General features: G+C 66.1%; 15 protein-coding genes, 3 tRNA genes and 1 pseudogene. 13 read left to right on the top strand and 6 right to left on the bottom strand.

The genetic code is table 11. The annotated features are described in order from the left end of the window. Window positions 1-10 precede the first annotated feature (10 nt). On the bottom strand, window positions 11-1357 hold the full coding sequence (locus tag FHG66_RS17495; RefSeq protein WP_139078338.1) for a cytochrome b: 1347 nt from the start codon (window positions 1355-1357) through the stop codon (window positions 11-13). 11 nt (window positions 1358-1368) lie between these two features. After that, window positions 1369-1950: a ubiquinol-cytochrome c reductase iron-sulfur subunit gene (gene petA / locus FHG66_RS17490; protein WP_139078337.1), complete on the bottom strand. Its 582-nt coding sequence runs from the start codon at window positions 1948-1950 to the stop codon at window positions 1369-1371. A 341-nt stretch (window positions 1951-2291) separates the two neighbouring features. On the opposite strand from petA, the gene FHG66_RS17485 reads away from it, so the two are divergent. Beyond that, the gene (locus tag FHG66_RS17485) at window positions 2292-2885 is read left to right on the top strand and encodes an outer membrane protein (RefSeq protein WP_139078336.1); all 594 of its coding nucleotides are present in this window, start codon (window positions 2292-2294) and stop codon (window positions 2883-2885) included. A gap of 4 nt (window positions 2886-2889) precedes the next feature. Here the strand turns inward: FHG66_RS17485 and FHG66_RS17480 are convergent, their stop codons facing one another. The 3 genes from FHG66_RS17480 to dapF all read right to left on the bottom strand — a co-directional run bounded on the left by FHG66_RS17480 (window position 2890) and on the right by dapF (window position 5677). Continuing rightward, window positions 2890-3492, bottom strand: a complete 603-nt coding sequence (locus FHG66_RS17480) for a glutathione S-transferase (protein WP_139078335.1) — start codon at window positions 3490-3492, stop codon at window positions 2890-2892. 95 nt (window positions 3493-3587) lie between these two features. Then, complete coding sequence (mtaB, locus tag FHG66_RS17475) at window positions 3588-4844, bottom strand: tRNA (N(6)-L-threonylcarbamoyladenosine(37)-C(2))-methylthiotransferase MtaB (protein ID WP_139078334.1); 1257 nt, start codon at window positions 4842-4844, stop codon at window positions 3588-3590. Further along, window positions 4841-5677, bottom strand: coding sequence for a diaminopimelate epimerase (dapF, locus tag FHG66_RS17470; protein ID WP_139078333.1), 837 nt, complete (start codon window positions 5675-5677; stop codon window positions 4841-4843). The genes mtaB and dapF overlap by 4 nt, the downstream gene beginning before the upstream one ends. Window positions 5678-5758: 81 nt before the next feature. Here dapF and FHG66_RS17465 point away from each other — a divergent pair. From FHG66_RS17465 to FHG66_RS17440, 6 genes are all read left to right on the top strand, one after another. Then, window positions 5759-5834, top strand: a tRNA-Lys gene (locus tag FHG66_RS17465). A 67-nt stretch (window positions 5835-5901) separates the two neighbouring features. Continuing rightward, window positions 5902-5977, top strand: a tRNA-Lys gene (locus FHG66_RS17460). A 93-nt stretch (window positions 5978-6070) separates the two neighbouring features. Next, on the top strand, window positions 6071-6574 hold the full coding sequence (locus FHG66_RS17455) for a CinA family protein (RefSeq protein WP_139078332.1): 504 nt from the start codon (window positions 6071-6073) through the stop codon (window positions 6572-6574). Then, complete coding sequence (locus FHG66_RS17450) at window positions 6571-8637, top strand: NAD(+) synthase (RefSeq protein WP_246082667.1); 2067 nt, start codon at window positions 6571-6573, stop codon at window positions 8635-8637. Before FHG66_RS17455 ends, FHG66_RS17450 begins: the two co-directional genes overlap by 4 nt. Window positions 8638-8646: 9 nt before the next feature. Further along, a complete protein-coding gene (locus tag FHG66_RS17445) occupies window positions 8647-9303 on the top strand; it encodes a sulfite oxidase-like oxidoreductase (RefSeq protein WP_139078330.1) in 657 nt (218 codons plus the stop codon). A gap of 231 nt (window positions 9304-9534) precedes the next feature. Continuing rightward, window positions 9535-11049: an ABC-F family ATP-binding cassette domain-containing protein gene (locus tag FHG66_RS17440; RefSeq protein ID WP_139078329.1), complete on the top strand. Its 1515-nt coding sequence runs from the start codon at window positions 9535-9537 to the stop codon at window positions 11047-11049. Window positions 11050-11086: 37 nt separating this feature from the next. On the opposite strand, the gene FHG66_RS17435 is transcribed toward FHG66_RS17440, so the two are convergent. Then, complete coding sequence (locus tag FHG66_RS17435; RefSeq protein ID WP_139078328.1) at window positions 11087-12121, bottom strand: LacI family DNA-binding transcriptional regulator; 1035 nt, start codon at window positions 12119-12121, stop codon at window positions 11087-11089. Between the two features lie 106 nt (window positions 12122-12227). Here FHG66_RS17435 and FHG66_RS17430 point away from each other — a divergent pair. The 6 genes and pseudogenes from FHG66_RS17430 to FHG66_RS17405 all read left to right on the top strand — a co-directional run. Continuing rightward, window positions 12228-12303, top strand: a tRNA-Arg gene (locus FHG66_RS17430). A 95-nt stretch (window positions 12304-12398) separates the two neighbouring features. Next, a pseudogene (locus FHG66_RS17425) lies at window positions 12399-12894 on the top strand (IS3 family transposase); the annotation flags it as partial. A gap of 176 nt (window positions 12895-13070) precedes the next feature. After that, window positions 13071-13322, top strand: coding sequence for an EAL domain-containing protein (locus FHG66_RS22995; RefSeq protein WP_139078365.1), 252 nt, complete (start codon window positions 13071-13073; stop codon window positions 13320-13322). After that, on the top strand, window positions 13319-13786 hold the full coding sequence (locus FHG66_RS22990) for an EAL domain-containing protein (protein WP_176556319.1): 468 nt from the start codon (window positions 13319-13321) through the stop codon (window positions 13784-13786). The genes FHG66_RS22995 and FHG66_RS22990 overlap by 4 nt, the downstream gene beginning before the upstream one ends. Before the next feature lie 60 nt (window positions 13787-13846). Next, window positions 13847-14047, top strand: a complete 201-nt coding sequence (locus FHG66_RS17410; protein ID WP_139078327.1) for a hypothetical protein — start codon at window positions 13847-13849, stop codon at window positions 14045-14047. Further along, a partial coding sequence (locus tag FHG66_RS17405) for a CHASE3 domain-containing protein (RefSeq protein WP_139078326.1) occupies window positions 14044-14842 on the top strand: 799 nt, incomplete at its 3' end. The genes FHG66_RS17410 and FHG66_RS17405, both read left to right, overlap by 4 nt.

The following is a 14842-nucleotide window of genomic DNA, read 5'->3' as shown; positions in this document are numbered from 1 at the left end:
AGTGGTCCTCTCACTCGGCGGGGCTGCCGGCGAACTGCTTGGTGCCCCCGGTCTGGGGGTCGTAATGAGCCGCGAAGTCGGCCGCGATCGAGACGGGCGGCGCGACCGGCTTTTCGATGACGCCCAGAAGCGGCAGGATCACGAGGAAATAGGCGAACCAGTAGGTCGCGCCGATCAGGGCGATGTAGGGGTAGATCCCTTCGGCCGGCTGGGCGCCCACCCACATCAGCACGATGAAGTCCACGGCCAGCAGCCAGTACCACCACTTGAACATCGGGCGGTAGCGGCCCGAGCGGACGAGCGAGGTGTCGAGCCAGGGGGCCAGCGCCATGACGATGATGGCGCCGAACATCGCGAGCACGCCGAAGAACTTGGCGTCGATGATCCCGAACGAGATCCAGTCGGCGAACATCACCACCCAGACGTCGCCGGTGAAGGCGCGCAGAATCGCGTAGAAGGGCAGGAAGTACCATTCCGGCACGATGTGCGACGGCGTGGCGAGCGGGTTGGCCGGGACGTAGTTGTCCGGGTGGCCGAGGTAGTTCGGCATGAAGCCCACGATCGCGAAGAACACCGCCAGCACGATGGCCAGGGCATAGAAGTCCTTCAGGATGAAGTAGGGCCAGAACGGAACGGTGTCGGCTTTGGCTTCTTCAACCGAGGAGCGGCGCACCTCGACCCCGGTGGGGTTGTTGTTGCCGGTGGTGTGGAAGGCCCAGACATGGACCATAGTCAGGCCCAGTAGGACGAACGGCAGCAGGAAGTGCAGCGAGAAGAAGCGGTTCAGCGCGGGCTGGCCCACGGCCGAGGCGCCAAGGAGCCAGGTCTGGATCGACTCGCCCACGAAGGGGATGGCGCCGAACAGGCCGGTGATCACCGAGGTTCCATGGAAGGACATCTGGCCCCAGGGCAGCACGTAGCCCATGAAGGCGATGCCCATCATCAGCACGAACATCAGGATGCCGATGATGTAGGTGACCTCGCGCGGGGTCTTGTAGCTTCCGTAGTAGAGATTCCGGAAGATGTGGAAGTAGACCGCCACGAACATCAAGGACGCACCGTTGGCGTGGAAGTAGCGCAGCATGTGGCCGCCGTTCACGTCGCGCATGATATGCTCGACCGAGGCGAAGGCCATGTCGACATGCGGCGTGTAGTGCATGGCCAGGACCACGCCCGTCGCGATCTGACCGATCAGGGCGAACATCAGGACGATGCCCCAGATCCACATCCAGTTCAGGTTGCGGGGCGTGCGGATCATCAGCGTTCCGTACAGGAGCGAGATGATCGGCAGCCGTCGTTCGACCCATTTCTCGCCGCGGGTCTTCGGTACGTAGTCGTCGTGCAGGACTCCGGACATAGGAAGGCTCCTCAGCCGAGCTGGATGGTGGCCGCGTCCACGAAGGACGCGACGGGAATGGGCAAATTGCGGGGCGCAGGACCCCGGCGGATGCGACCCGCCGTGTCGTAGTGCGAGCCGTGGCAGGGGCAGAACCAGCCGCCGAAGTCGCCCGAATCGCCCAGCGGCACGCAACCCAGGTGGGTGCAGACGCCCATCTGGACCAGCCAAGTCCCCTCGGGCACCTCAGAGCCTTCGAAGGCGGCGAGCGTCCGGTTCTCATCGGTGGCCGGGGCTTCGGCGCCTAAGTTGGCGTTGTTGGCCTGCGCGTCCACGAGTTGGTCGAGCGGGACCTCGCGGGCGGCGGCGATCTCTTCTTCCGTGCGGGCGCGGATGAAGACGGGCTTGCCCTGCCACAGCACGGTGATCTGCGTGCCGGGCTGGACGCCCGCGACGTCGACGCGGATCGAGGCCAGAGCCTGGACATCGGCCGTGGGGTTCATCTGGTTGACGAGGGGCCACACAGCCGCGCCGGTCACCACCGCGCCGGCGCCGGCCGTCGCGTAATAGATGAAGTCGCGGCGGGTGCCCTGGGGTGCTTCGGTGTGCGACAAGGGGACCTCTCTCGGGATGGGGCGGGGTGGCCCGCCAACAGGCGTGGGGACGCGCGCAGGCGCACCCGTCCCTTATATGCGCGGCTGTTTATCACCAAAATCCGTACGGTCCAGCGGACACTTGGGCGCAGGGGGTGGGCAGCGAACACGATTGGTCGAGGGTCGATGCATCCCTGGCGCATCCCAGGGTGAGCCGTGCAGGGCTCCGTGTCACCTCACGCGACGGGGATGCTGCATCGCAGTAACACAAAGGGCGTGGGGCACGGCCCGTCCGCTCGGCGATCCTTGTCGACAGCACCCATGCACCCTATCCTGATCATGCCGAGCGCCCCGGAGTTGCCATGCGCCTTCTTTTCCTGTCCCTCGCCCTTGTGTCCGCTGCCCCCGCCCTGGCGGACGTGGAACTGAGCTTTTATGGCGGCTGGCAGGGCGCGTCGGCTGGCGAGGTGACTCTCTCCAATCCCACCGACGGCTCCACGGAGGAAAGTCTGGATGGCTCGGGCCTTTATGGAGTGAGGGCCACCTGGTGGGGCGAGGGCGGCTTCGGCCTCGGAGCGGACTTCACCCGGTTCGGGGGCGACGAAGGGGACGGTGACGATCTGTCCTTTGGCGGGCTGGATGTCCTGACCGTGAACGGAATGCGGCGCTGGGATGACGGGTTCGGTCGTGTCACGCCCTATGTCGGGGCCGGCCTGGGCGTCGCCATGTCCGAGATCGAGGTCGCTGAAGGCGTTGGCTCTTCGGAGGCCGAGGTCACCGGCCCCGCTGTCTCCTGGATGGCCGGTGCGTCCTTGCCGATCTCCGAAAGCTGGTCCGTCTTTGGCGAATACAAGGGCATCTATGCATCCGGAGACGCGGATCTCGATGAAGCCGGTACGGTGGACGCCGACACCGTGACCAATTCCATCAACCTGGGCGTCAGCTTCAGCTTCTGAGCCGTCACCGAGGGCGGGTCGCTTGCAGGCTAGGGCGCTGCGCCATGCGTGCGTCCCACGCCGCTAGGCTGGGCCGGCCCTCGCGCCAGTTCCGCGCAGCATGCCGGAAATCCAGGTAGCCCAGCGCACAGGCCAGGGCGAGTTGCCCCATATCGATCAGGCGGGCCAGATGGCTGGACCAGTCCGCCTCGATGCTGTCCAACCCGCGCGCGATCTTGGCCCATTGGGCCTCGATCCAGTCCGGAAAGCGCTTGTCCTCGGGCCGCAGCCGCACCTCGTAGGCCATGCTGACAGCCGAGTCGAGCATGCCGTCCGCCAGCGCCTCGAGCGTGAGGACGTCCCAAAGGTGCTCCTCAGGGTAAAGGCCCAATTTGAACTGCGCATCGAGAAAGCGGCAGATCACCCGGCTGTCCACCATCGCCGGACCATCGTCGCGGATCAGCGTGGGGATGCGGCCCAATGGGTTGTGCGAAAGGATCTGCGGGTCGGTGGCCAAGGCCGATGTACTGACGGGAATCTCCTCGACGGCTTCTTCGCGCCCAGCCTCGCGGATCAGGACGCGGACCTTGCGGACAAAAGGCGATGCAGGCGAAGTCAGAAGCTTCATGGGGACCCTCCGGCTGACCGACCGTAGGCTGGCGGTTCAGGCCGCTCAACCCCCCCGCCGGCGGCATGGGCCCGGACACGCCGTGCCCCTTGATGTCAGGCCGCGAGCCGCCCGGCCGCTACGCCCCGAATCGTGGCGTCCACGATGGCGCCCACGGGACGATCTTCCCCGAAGACGACCTCGGCGAACTGCTCGGTCCGGCCCAGGGTCGCGCTTTCCATCAGCACGGGGTGTCGCCGCCCGACCTGGGCATCAAGATGCCGGCGAGCCGCCTCCTCGCCGGCCATGCGGAGCCGCGCCGCTCGTTCGCGGATCACGGGGCCCGGCACCGCGGGCATCTTCGCGGCCGGGGTGCCCTTGCGGGGGCTGAACGGGAAGACATGGAGCCAGGTGAGGCCGCAATCCTGCACGAGGCGCAGCGTGCCGTCGAACATCTCCTCGGTCTCGGTCGGGAAGCCCGCGATCAGGTCGGCGCCAAAGGTCAGGCCGGGCCGCAAGGCGCGCGCCTCCTCGCAGAAGCGGATAGCGTCGTCGCGAAGATGCCGCCGCTTCATGCGCTTGAGTGTCAGGTCGTGGCCGGCCTGAAGGCTCAGGTGCAGGTGCGGCATCAGCCGGGACTCCGTCGCCAGGGCTTCCATGAGGCGGGGGTCCGCCTCGATCGAATCGATCGAGGAAATCCGCAGGCGGCTCAGGCCCGGAACATGGCGCAGCACCTGAAGCACGAGATCGCCCAGCCGTGGCGTGCCCGGAAGGTCCGCGCCCCAGGAGGTGAGGTCCACACCCGTCAGCACGACCTCAAGAAACCCCTTGTCGACGAGGCGGGCGATCTGGTCCACCACGACCCCGGCCGGGACAGAGCGGGAGTTTCCGCGACCGAACGGGATGATGCAGAAGGTGCAACGGTGGTCGCAGCCGTTCTGGACCTGCACATAGGCCCGCGCCCGGGTGCCGAACCCGTCGATCAGGTGGGAGGCCGTCTCGTGCACCGACATGATGTCGTCCACGAGCACCCGCTCGGTCTCGCCGACGAAATCGGGGGCGAGTCGGGCCCAGGCTCCCGGATCCATCTTCTCGGCGTTGCCCAGAACGAGTGAAACCTCGGGCATGGCGGCGAAGGTTTCGGGCTCCACTTGCGCGGCGCAGCCGGTCACGACCATGCGGGCGCCCGGATTCTCGCGCGCGAGCCGCCGAATCTCCTGCTTGGCCTTGCGGACGGCTTCCTGCGTGACGGCACAGGTGTTCACCACCACCGCGTCGGATACGCCTGCCTGGGCCGCAAGCGTCTTCATCGCCTCGGTTTCCCAGGCGTTGAGGCGACAGCCCAGCGTGGCGAAGACGGGTGCCTTGGTCATGCCAGTGCTTCCAGGAAGGCGGGGGTAAGGACCCCGGAGAAGACATGTGCGGTGGGACCGGTCATCCAGACGCCATCCTCGGCCCAGCGAATGCGCAACTCGCCGCCATCGAGAACGACCGTCACCTCCCGCTCCGTCAGGCCCCGCCGGGCGGCTGCCACGGTCACCGCGCAGGAGGAGGAACCGGAAGCCAGCGTGTATCCCGCCCCTCGCTCCCAGACCCGCATCCGCAGGCGGTCGCGCGACAGGACCTGCACGACCTGAACGTTGGTGCGCTGGGGAAAGAGAGGATTATGCTCATGGACAGGGCCGAAGCGTCCAAGATCCACCGCTTCCGCATCCTCGACAAAGAAGGTGCAGTGCGGATTGCCCATGGATGTCGCCGTGGGCCGCCCTTCGATGGGAAGCTCCAGCGTGTCCATCGGTCCGACCAGCGGGATCTCGTGCCACAACAGACGGGGTGCGCCCAAGTTGACCGATGTGAGGCCGCCGCTCGCGTCCCGGGCGTTCAGGATCCCACGCTCGGTTGCAATGGTGAGATGCTTGCGCCCGGTCCGATCGAGTTCGGCGCGGGCGATGCAGCGGGTCGCATTGCCGCAGGTGGACGACTCCGAGCCGTCCGCGTTCCAGAACCGCAGGGCAAGGTCGGCCTGCTCGGAGGCCGCGATCACGGCCAACTGATCGAAGCCGACCCCCCGATGCCGGTCGCCCAAGGCACGCGCAAGCGCGGGTGTCACGTCCACCGGCGCAGATCGCCCGTCGATCACCAGAAAGTCGTTGCCGAGCCCATGCATTTTGGCGAAGGGCAGGCCTGTGTCCGTCATGTCACGCATGGGGCTCACATACTCTCGATGCACGACGCTTTCCAGAGGCCCTTGACCCTGCCAACGCTGGGCCATATGTGGCCCGGCGTGGGGCCGTTAGCTCAGTTGGTAGAGCAACTGACTCTTAATCAGTTGGTCGTAGGTTCGAACCCTACACGGCTCACCACCCACCCAACCTGCCCAAACTATCTGGTTGACGCCTCTCGCAGAGCCGCCTAGTTCCCAGCCCGAGCGGGCCGTTAGCTCAGTTGGTAGAGCAACTGACTTTTAATCAGTTGGTCGCAGGTTCGAATCCTGCACGGCTCACCACCAGCCTCCTGCTTTGTCGTGGAACTGCCGCCAACCGGGTTCGTTGGTTCGGCCTGCATGGTCATGATGATGGCCCAGTCAGGAGAGCCCATTATGACCGAGACATTGTCGAGCGACCTTCCTGCATCGCTTGAGGCTGCCATCGACCGAGTCCTGAAGACGGCCTGCTCCAAGGAACTCCGCCTCGCCACGGCTGAAAGCTGCACGGGCGGCCTCCTCGCTTCGCTGCTGACCGACGTGTCCGGATGCTCTCATGCGTTCGAGCGCGGGTTTGTCGTCTACACCGAGGAAGCGAAGACCCAGATGCTGGGCGTTTCTCCTGCCGTCCTTGAGGAGCATACGGCGGTATCAGAGCCTGTGGCGCGTGCCATGGCCGAGGGGGCCTTGGACCGTTCTCCAGCCGATATCGCCGTCGCGATCACCGGCTATGCCGGGCCAGCCGGGGATGAGGAGGAAGGGCTTGTCCATTTCGCCTGCGCCCGGCGAGGACGGGATACCATCCACCGCGAGGCGCATTATGGTGCGATCGGACGCGGCGGGGTCCGGCTCGAATGCCTCAAGGCCGCGACGAAGATGATCGAGGAGATGCTGGATTGACGGATCGCACGGGGCCCGACCACTTCCACGCCATGCACCGTCATGGCTTCGTCCGGGTCGCGTCCAGCACGCCGCGTGTCCGCCCGGCGGATGTAGGGTTCAACTGCGATGCCATCCTGGCCGAAGCGCGGCGGGCGCATGAGGTCGGCGTGGATCTAGTAGTTTACCCGGAGCTCTGCGTGTCTTCCTACGCCATCGACGACCTGCACATGCAGACGGCGCTGCTCGACGCGGTCGAGGGCGCAATCGCAGCGATCGTGGAGGCCAGCCGGAACCTCTCGCCCGTTCTCCTGATCGGCGCGCCGCTGCGGCACGAGGGGCGGCTTTACAACTGCGCGGTCGTGGTGGCGCGGGGCGTGATCCTGGGCGTCGTGCCCAAGTCCTTCCTGCCCAACTACCGGGAATATTATGAGAAGCGCTGGTTTGCGCATGGTCGCAACATCCGGAGTCAGACGATCCGGGTCGCGGAAAGGGACGCGCCCTTCGGGTCCGACCTGATCTTCGAAGCGGCGGACCTCCCCGGCTTCGTCTTCCATGTGGAGATCTGCGAGGACTACTGGGCGACGATCCCGCCGTCCTCCGAGGCGGCGTTGGCCGGGGCGGTGATCCTGACCAACCTGTCGGCCTCCAACATCGTCATCGGCAAGTCCGACGACCGGCACATGCTTTGCCGCGCGCAGTCGGCCCGGGCCTTCGCCGCCTACGCCTATTCCGCCGCCGGACCGGGGGAGAGCACGACCGACCTCGCCTGGGACGGGCAGGGGGCAATCTACGAGTTGGGCGACCTGATGGCGGAGTCCGAGCGGTTCTCGCTGGAGCCCGTGCTCTGCATGGCCGACATCGACACGCAGCGCATCCTCAACGAACGCCTTCGGACCGGCACCTTCGCCGACGCGGCCGAGCATGCGCGTCGCAGTGGAGGGGTGTTCCGGCGCGTGACCTTCGACCACCAGCCACATTTCCGCGACGTGGGCCTGATCCGAAAGATCCGCCGCTTTCCTTATGTGCCGAACCGGGCGAGCCATCTCGACCTCGACTGCTACGAGGCGTTCAACATTCAGGTCGAGGGCCTGCGCCGCCGCTTCGAGGCGACGAGCGGCACCACCATGGTCATCGGCGTCTCGGGCGGGCTCGACTCGACGCACGCGCTGATCGTCGCGGCCAAGGTCTGTGACCGGCTGAACATCCCGCGCTCCACGATCCTGGGCTTCACCATGCCGGGCTTTGCGACCGGCGAGACGACCAAGTCCAACGCCTGGAAGCTGATGCGTGCCTTGGGCATCACCGCGGCCGAGATCGACATCCGCCCCGCCGCGCGGCAGATGCTGGCCGACATGGGCCACCCCTTCGCATCGGGCGCGCCGCAGTACGACATCACCTTCGAGAACGTGCAGGCGGGGCTGCGGACCGATTACCTGTTCCGACTGGCCAACCAGAGGAACGGCTTCGTCATCGGCACGGGCGACCTGTCCGAGATGGCGCTGGGCTGGTGCACCTATGGCGTGGGCGACCAGATGAGCCACTACGCCGTAAACTCGGGCGTCCCCAAGACGTTGATCCAGTATCTGATTCGCTGGGCCGTGCGGTCGAACCAGTTCGACCCGGAGACCGACGCCGTGCTGGAGGCGATCCTGGGCACCACCATCTCGCCCGAGCTGATCCCGGCCGACGACGAGGCCGGGATGCAGAGCACCGAGGACAAGATCGGTCCCTACGAGCTGCACGACTTCTTCCTGTTCCACATCATGCGCTACGGCCTGCCGCCGTCCAAGGTCGCCTTCCTGGCCTGGCACGCTTGGCGGGAGGCGAGCGCCGGCCTTTGGCCGCACGAGTTTCCGGACAGCCTCAAGAGGCAGTACGACCTCGCCACCATCCGCAAATGGATGGAGTCGTTCCTGTGGCGCTTCTTCACCACCAGCCAGTTCAAGCGCTCGGCGCTGCCCAACGGGCCCAAGGTCTCGGCGGGCGGGTCGCTCAGCCCTCGCGGCGACTGGCGCGCGCCGTCGGATTCGGTCGCGACTGTCTGGCTGGAGGAGCTGCGCCGGTCCGTTCCCGAAGCGTAAGAGGTGGCGATGGACGACACCCCCGACGACAGCAAGCTGACCCGCACCAAGCGCCTTTGGGCCGAGGCAGGCAAGTTCCTGACAGGACGTCAGAGCCGCCCGGAGGAGGATCGCTTGCCTCCCGGCCAGCACCTTGTCCGCGACTGGCCGGTGCTGGACCTGGGCATTCACCCGGACCTGCCGCTCTCTACGTGGCGGCTCGATGTGGTCGGGTTGGTGGAGAACCGGCTGTCCTTGAACTGGGAGCAGTTCCAGGCCCTGCCGCAGACGGAGCTTCGCACCGACATCCACTGCGTCACCACATGGTCGCGCTATGACAACGACTGGAAAGGGGTGCGCGTGCGCGAACTTCTCGACGTGGCGCATCCTGTCGAGCAGGCGACCCACGTCCTCCTCCATTCCTATGACGGCTACACGACCAATCTGCCGCTGACGGACTTTGCCGCGCCCGACGCGATGCTGGCCACGCACTGGCAGGGGCAGCCGCTGACCCAAGCGCATGGCGGGCCGATGCGGGCGATGGTTCCGCACCTCTACTTCTGGAAAAGCGCCAAGTGGCTGGGCCGGATCGAGCTGATCGGGGCCGACCGCGCGGGGTTCTGGGAGCGGAACGGCTACCACATGTACGGCGACCCCTGGCGCGAGCAGCGCTACAGCGAGGACTGAGGCTTGCCCGGACCCCGACGGGTTTGATATACTGAGCAAGTTCTTCGTTCCGGCAGAGGCCCGTCGTGCCCACCACCTCGTTCCACGAGCGCAATCCCGGACCTGATCCTGCCCTGCGGCTCCGCTCGCAGGGCTGATCCGAGGGACATCGCCTAGCATCTCCTCTCGGACGGCCCGCTCCGGCGGCTGGCCTCTGGCCAGCGGCCATTACGCTCCGATCCCGAGACGAACATGACCCTCATCAGTTGCAAGGACCTTGGCGTCACCCTGGGTGCGCCTCTCTTCACCGGCTTGAATCTCACCATTGCCAAGAACGACCGCCTGGGTCTCGTGGCCGCGAACGGGCGTGGCAAGTCTACCCTGCTGCGCTGCCTGGCCGGTACTCACGAGGTCACGACGGGCGAGGTGACGCGCGCCCGCGGCCTTCGCGTCGGCCATGTGGAGCAGGACGTGCCTGCGACGCTCCTGACCATGACCCTGCGTGAGGCCGTGCTCGACACCCTGTCGGCGGACGAGCAGGACAGCGAAGGCTGGCGCGTGGACATCGTGCTGGACGACCTAGAGGTGCCCGAGGATCTGCGCGACCGCCCCTTGGGCGCGCTCAGCGGTGGCTGGCAGCGGACGGCGCTCCTCGCGCGCGTGTGGGTGACCGAACCCGACGCGCTGCTGATGGACGAGCCTACGAACCACCTCGACCTGGGCCGGATCGGGTACCTCCAGTCCTGGCTTTCGACGGTCGCGAAGGGCGTGCCCGTGGTGGTGGCGAGCCACGACCGCGCCTTCCTGGACGCGGTGACCAACCGGACGCTGTTCCTGCGCGAGGCACGGTCGCAGGTGTTCGGGCTCCCCTACGGTCCTGCCCGCGCCGCCTTGGCCGAAGCCGACGAGGCGCAGGAACGGCGGTTCGAGACCGACATGAAGCAGGCCGCCCAGTTGCGACGGCAGGCGGCCAAGCTGCGGAACATCGGCATCAACTCGGGCTCTGACCTTCTCGTGGTCAAGACGAAGCAACTCAAGGACCGCGCCGACAAGTTGGAGGAAGCCGCGCGGCCCGCGCATCAGGAACGGTCGGCCGGGGCAATCCGGCTCGTGAACGGTGGCACCCCGTCCAAGGCGCTCGTGATGTTGGACGACGTGGCAGTGACCACGCCGGACGGACGGCTGCTCTTCAGGACGGGCCGCCTTTGGATCAACAAGGGCGATCGGATCGTGCTGCTTGGCCAAAACGGCAGCGGCAAGACCCAACTCATGTCACTCCTCCACCACGCCGTCGGAGGCAGCGTCGCCGGCGTCACCGTCGCGCCCACGGTGGTCGAAGGCTGGTCGGACCAGGGCCTTGGCCAGCTCGAGGCGTTTGTGACACCCTGGGCCGCCGTCACCGAACGCTTCGACGTGGGCGACCAAAGGGCGCGGGCCCTGCTGGCCGGAGCGGGAATCGGGATCGATCTTCAGTCAGCCCGGATGGCGGCGCTTTCGGGCGGGCAGAAGTCACGCCTCGCGATGCTGGTGTTGCGGCTGACGGCACCCAACCTCTACCTCCTTGATGAGCCCACCAACCATCTCGACATCGAGGGACAGGAGATGCTGGAAGCCGAGCTTTGCGCCCGCGAGGCGAGCGGCCTGCTCGTGTCGCACGATCGTGCCTTCGTGCGTGGGGTGGGAACCCGCTTCTGGCAGATCCAGGGGCGGAGACTGGTGGAGGTGGACGGGCCCGAGGCTTTCTTCAGGGATGCGCTGCGCGGCTGATCCCTTCCGGCGCGGCGGACCAGGGCCGAGGCACGAGCTACCTCGGCCCGCGCAGGGTGTCGCCCCTTTCCAGGGTCGGCGTGAGTTCGATCCGCTCGCCGCCTGGCAGGGCCGGGTCGGCATGGCGGGCGGCGACGATGGCGGCGGCGCGACGGCCGATCTCGCGCCGGCAGGCGTCCATGGTGGCCAGGCGCCGGGGTAGCCCGTCCAGCAGTTCGATCCGGTTGAACCCGGCCAGACCGATCGTTTCGGGGATGGCTACACCCTTGTCCAGGAGCCACAGGAGCCCCCCGGCGCCGATCATGTCGTTGGAGTAGTAAAGGAAGTCGAGATCCGGGCTCCTCTCCAGCATCGCCTGCGTCATCTCGCGACCTTTGAGCAGCGCGGACCCACCGTCGTAGAACTCCTGGTCGGCCAGGGCGATCCCGGCCTCGGCCAGCCGGGCCCGGAACCCCTCCAGCCGTTTGCGGGCGCGGAAATCGAGCGGCATCTTGGTTCCCAGGAACCCGATCCGCCGATAGCCCGCGGCCAGGATGGCTTCGGCCATCTCGCGCCCGGCGCGGGCATGGGAGATGCCGACGACGGCGTCGATGGCTTCGCCGTCCACGTCCATGATCTCCACGACCGGAATGCCGGCCCGCTCCAGCATGGCGCGCGACGCGGCCGAATGCTCCAGACCCGCCACGATCACCCCGGAGGGCCGCCAGGACAGCATCTCGAAGAGGACCTTCTCCTCCGTGTCGGGCAGGTAGTCGGTCACTCCGACGACCGGCTGGAGCCCCGTATGCCCCAATTCTTCCGAGATGCCGCGCAGCACCTCGGGAAAGACCATGTTGGCCAAGCTGGGGATCACGACGGCCACGAGGTTCACGCGATTTGACGCCAAGGCCCCCGCGATCCGATTAGGGACATAGCCCAGGCGGGCTGCGGCCTCACGCACGCGGGTGCGCGTGGCTTCGCTCACATCGCCCATGCCCCGCAACACCCGGCTCACGGTCATCTCGGACACGCCCGACGCCTCGGATACGTCGCGCAGCGTGAGCGGGCGTTTGGGCAGCTTGGTCACAGGCATGGCTCCGCCGAAGGTTGTGCTCTCCTTATGCCCCGCTGATCCGTGATGGCCAAGCCCGGCCTCGGGCGTTGACCTGAGCCCCTCGCGCGGGCATGAGGGGTCACGGGGCCCCGTAGCTCAGGGGATAGAGCGGCCGCCTCCTAAGCGGCAGGTCGATGGTTCGAATCCATCCGGGGTCACCAGCTAAGGTCCAAGATGTCGCGTCCCAATTTGTGGCCTACCCCCTGCAGAGTGGTCCTCCCTGAAGTAGGCTTTCGGGCCGGATGGAGGCGAAGGAATGCCCCACAAGAAGCACAAGCCCGAGGAGCTCTGGCCGGTCGATGTGCTGGTGTGGTAGGGCCAGTGGGTGGCCGAGGCGATCCGCTCGATCGGCGTGACGCCGTTCCCCTGACTGACGCTGGCGCAAGGAGTTCGGTGACCTGAAGACCGACCAGGTGAAGCGGCTCAGGGAGCTGGAGGAGAACGCGCGGCTGCGGAAGGCGGTCTCGGACCTCACGCTCGAGAGGCTGATCCTCCGGGGTGAGGCCCATCGGCCGAACGCCTCGGGGAGCTGTCTCGAGCCCCGCCCGCCGTCGTCGCTGCATCGAGCATGTCAGGCAGACGTTCCAGGTCTCGGAGCGCTTCGCCTGTCGTGTTCTGGGGCAGCATCGCTCGACACGAGCCGCAAGGCGCCGCGGGGCCGGTCCGACGAGGAGGCGCTGACCGCCGGCATCATCGCGCTCCTTCGAGAGGCCGGCTGGACGGTGAACGTGAAGCGCGTTGAGCAGACGTGGTGGGGGCCAGCATCAGCGTCAAGCGGGTGATCCGGCCTGGCCACGATACTGATGACCTGATCGAGAAGGCCCACATCGCGCTTCACATTGCCTAGGCGGATGGGCGAGGCATGTCTCGCTTACTCGAGTCTGGCATGGAGCAATCGGCCTAGGGAAGCCAAGCGCTCCGGGTCGATCTGCATCAGGCGCTCTCGCGGGGCGAGTTCACCTTGCACTACCAACCCGTTGTGCAGCTCGACACCGGCCTGGTGTCGGCCTTTTGGGCGCTTCTGCGCTGGCAGCATCTTCGCAGGGGGCTCTGGTCAGCCTGGTCGAGTTCATCCCCATGGCCGAGTCCACCTGCGCCATTGTGGCCCTTCGGACATGGGTTCTGCAGAAGGCGTGCCGACAAGCCATGGCATAACCGTGGCCGATCTCCGTTTCGGTGAACCTGCGGTCTCGGTCGTTCCGCGGAAGGGGAATTGTCGATTGCGTGAGAGAGACGCTTCGGATGAGCGGACTTCCAGCGCACCGGCTTCGGCTGGAGATCACCGAATTCCTGTTCCTTCGGGACGAGGTGATCATCTGCCAGACCTTGGACGCGTTACGAGCGCCAGGGACGCGTCTGTCCGTCGACGACTTCGGCACGGGCTATTCTTCGCTGGGTTGCCTGCGGCGGTGCCCCGTGGGCAACATCAAAATCGACAGGAGCTTTGTCGCAGACCTCGCCGAGAACCCCCGGCACTGCGGTCATTCTGCGCGCGAATGGATTGGGCCTTGGGGTCCGAAGACCAGATCGCTCCGATCCGGGCAGGTAGTCGGCTCTTGGCGACCAGGCATTGTACTAGGACTTCATTCACCATTCAACGATCTTTCCCGCCTGATAGGAAAATGTTCATGGGTTTGTGTTTGAGGTTGCGGCATCGGCTTTAACACCTGTGGGCCTAGACCATCTGCCCTGGATGATCCCCTTATGCGCCTGACCCTCATTCTCAAGCTCGCCGACAATAATCTCGGTGGCATGGAGGAGGCGCCCAAGGTCGGCATGCATTGTCGCCCGGAACACCTGCGCGGCGCGGCACGGCACGACGGGCAGTTCATCGTCGTCCCCGCTATGCGACGAACTTCTGGATCGGGGGTAAACCCGACTCCTCTCGAAAGGACCAACCCATGAGACTGACGTTGAGGGCCAAACTGGGGCTCTCTTTCGGCGCGGTGATCATCACTGTAGCCATTTCAGGCTACGCGATCTTCCAGAGTGTGGGAGTGATCCAGCAAGCCCAGAAATGGAACACCCACACGCTTACGGTGATCGAGAAAGCCAGCAACCTTGTCCAGTCCATGGTGGATCAGGAGACGGGGCTGCGCGGGTATCTGCTCTCGTCAGCCACTGGGAATCCGAACGAATCCTTTCTGGAACCTTATACCCAAGGCAGAGAGACCTTTGCCGAGCATCTTGCCGAGGTTGCGGAACTGACCTCCGACAACCCGATTCAGCAGGGAAATCTGGAGGAGTTGGAAGCGCTTCAGACCCAGTGGACGCGGGACGTCGCAGAACGCGCCATCAGCCTGACCAGACGCGGCTCGGCCGAAGGGCACGATCTTGAGGTCTCCGGCGCGGGGAAGCAGGCCATGGACGGCATCAGGGCCAAGACCGCCGAGATGATCGGCATCGAACAGGCGCTCCTGACCGAACGGTCGGAAGCGATGGAGAGTGCCTTCGCAACGGCCTACAATGCAGTCATAGCCTCGGTCGGCGGCACCATTGTGCTGTCGCTCATCCTATGCGTCACGATCCTGATTGGTCTCTCGCGCGGGCTGGCCCAAGCCATCGGGCTGTCGCAGCGTGTGGCCGGTGGCGATCTCACCGAGACTGCGGCGCTGCGGGGCAATGACGAGATCACCGATCTCCTGACCAGCCAGAATGAGATGATCCTGAAGCTTCGCGCCATTGTGACGGAGGTGAGCG

Source organism: Rubellimicrobium rubrum (assembly GCF_006152115.1).
In the GTDB taxonomy this organism is placed as follows: Bacteria; Pseudomonadota; Alphaproteobacteria; order Rhodobacterales; family Rhodobacteraceae; genus Rubellimicrobium; species Rubellimicrobium rubrum.
This window is presented reverse-complemented; position numbering and strand designations above follow the sequence as displayed.